General features: G+C 55.5%; 2 protein-coding genes. Both read left to right on the top strand.

The genetic code is table 11. The features are described from left to right. Positions 1-229: 229 nt before the first annotated feature. Entirely contained in the window at positions 230-832 is a 603-nt protein-coding gene (locus BN874_RS17910) for a poly(R)-hydroxyalkanoic acid synthase subunit PhaE (protein ID WP_034435672.1), read from the top strand. Next, on the top strand, positions 829-1,884 hold the full coding sequence (locus BN874_RS17915) for a class III poly(R)-hydroxyalkanoic acid synthase subunit PhaC (RefSeq protein ID WP_034435673.1): 1,056 nt from the start codon (positions 829-831) through the stop codon (positions 1,882-1,884). The genes BN874_RS17910 and BN874_RS17915 overlap by 4 nt, the downstream gene beginning before the upstream one ends. Positions 1,885-2,031 lie beyond the last annotated feature (147 nt).

Here is a 2,031-nt window from a genome sequence, read left to right on the forward strand (position 1 = left end):
GGAGCAAGAACTTGTCTAGTCATGTGCTAGGCACTCCCGGCGAAACGCGAACCGAAGAAATGTCGCTTAAGCCGGTATGGAACCGGCGAAAAGCGGCATAGGCGCGGATTCCAAGAGTGCATGAGGTGATCGTTGCGCCTTCCGGCAAAGCGGTGAAATCGGCTGAACCCGCTATACTGAAATACCATCGTAAAATTCCTGCTCAATCCACCAGTCCACCACCTTAGCCATGGCCGAACGAACTGACCCCTCCGATCCGAGCGGCTTCAATATTGAACTGCTGCTTAAATCAGCGCGCACCTATTTAGCCTTTGGCGAACAACTGCAACCGCTCAGTGCGCGGTTCCATGAAACTCTCGCGCAAGAGGGCGACTGGAACGCAGCCCTGGGTCAGTATTTCGACGCGATCAAGACTGCGTTGGCTCAGGCCACGGACGATCCGGGCAGCCATCCCGAACTGGCTCACCTGTGGACCGCGACCCTGGACGGTTGGCAGCAGGCGATTGCTTCACTGGGTTTTCCCGTATCCATTACGCCACAGACCGGCACTAACCCCGATGCTTGGCAGGCGTATCAACGCACTCAAACCCAATACCTCGGCCTGTTACAGCGAGCCGCCAAGGAGGCGCTGGATTTGATGGAGCAGCGATTGACTACGCAAGTAGCGGCGGGGGCGACCGTGGATCACCTGCGCGACCTATACAACCTGTGGGTGGAGTGCAATGAGGAAACCTACGGGCGAATGCTGCGCAGCACTGAATACAGCGAGTTCAGCGGGTACCTGCTGAATACCCTGTTGCGTTGTTATTCTGCTGGAGAAACTCAACCATGATTGGTCTGACGCCCGAACGGATTACCGAGGAACTTCAGCATTTCCACGCCAAGCTGACTCAAGGCGCTAAAACTCTGCGCGATTTGGGTGAGATCGAGACCGGAGTGTCGCCCCGCGATCCGGTCTACCAGGAAGGCAAGCTGACCCTCTACCGCTACCAACCCCGGGTGGAACAACCGCATCCCGTACCCCTGCTGATTGTCTACGCGCTGGTCAACCGTCCCTACATGATGGATTTGCAGGAAGACCGCTCGATGATCCGGGGATTACTGGATGCCGGGCTGGATATCTATCTGATTGACTGGGGCTATCCCGATGCTGAGGATCACCATTTGACTCTGGCGGATTACATTCAACGCTATATCCAGCATTGCGTGGACCACCTGCGCGAGCGCCATGATCTGGACGCAATTAACTTGCTGGGCGTGTGTCAGGGCGGTGCCCTGAGCCTGTGCTTTGCAGCGCTTTACCCGGAGAAAATCCGCAATCTGATCACCATGGTCACGCCAGTAGATTTTCATACGCCCGATAATCTACTCACCCATCTGATCCGGCATGTGGATGTGGATTTGCTGGTGAATACCTTCGGCAATTTGCCCGGCCAGATGCTGAATTTCGCTTTTGTATCGCTGAGTCCGTTCCGCTTAGCCGGGCAGAAGTATGTTGATGTGGCGGACATTCTCGATGATGCCCACGCGCTGAAGAATTTTCTGCGGATGGAGAAATGGATTTACGACAGCCCGGATCAGGCGGGGGAAGCATTCCGCCAGTTCGCCAAGGATTTTTTTCAGCAGAACAAGCTGGTCAAAGGCGAAGTGGTGATTGGAGATCGACAAGTGGATTTACACAGCGTCACCATGCCAGTGCTGAATGTCTATGCCAGCCAGGATCATCTGGTGCCACCGGCGGCGTCCACAGCGCTTGCCGGAGTTTGCGGCAGCCAGGATTACTCAGAACTGTCCTTTAAGGGCGGCCATATCGGTATTTATGTCAGCGCCCGTTCTCAGCGCGAAGTGCCGCCAGCCATTGCGGCCTGGTTGTTAACGCATTAGCAGATTCACGTCAACCGCAGATGGAGTAGAAATTTGGAATCCGCGCCTATGCCGCTTTTCGCCGGTTCCATACCGGCTTAAGCGGTATTTCTTCGGTTCGCGTTTCGCCGGGAGTGCCTAGCACATGACTAGACAAGTTCTTGCTCC

Origin of the sequence: Candidatus Contendobacter odensis Run_B_J11 (genome assembly GCF_000531125.1) — a bacterium.
Lineage (GTDB): Bacteria > Pseudomonadota > Gammaproteobacteria > Competibacterales > Competibacteraceae > Contendibacter > Contendibacter odensensis.

Excerpts from the sequence above, each read along its gene's own strand:
- BN874_RS17910 (WP_034435672.1), top strand. The coding sequence starts at position 230 with ATGGCCGAACGAACTGACCCCTCCGATCCGAGCGGCTTCAATATTGAA.
- BN874_RS17915 (WP_034435673.1), top strand. The coding sequence starts at position 829 with ATGATTGGTCTGACGCCCGAACGGATTACCGAGGAACTTCAGCATTTC.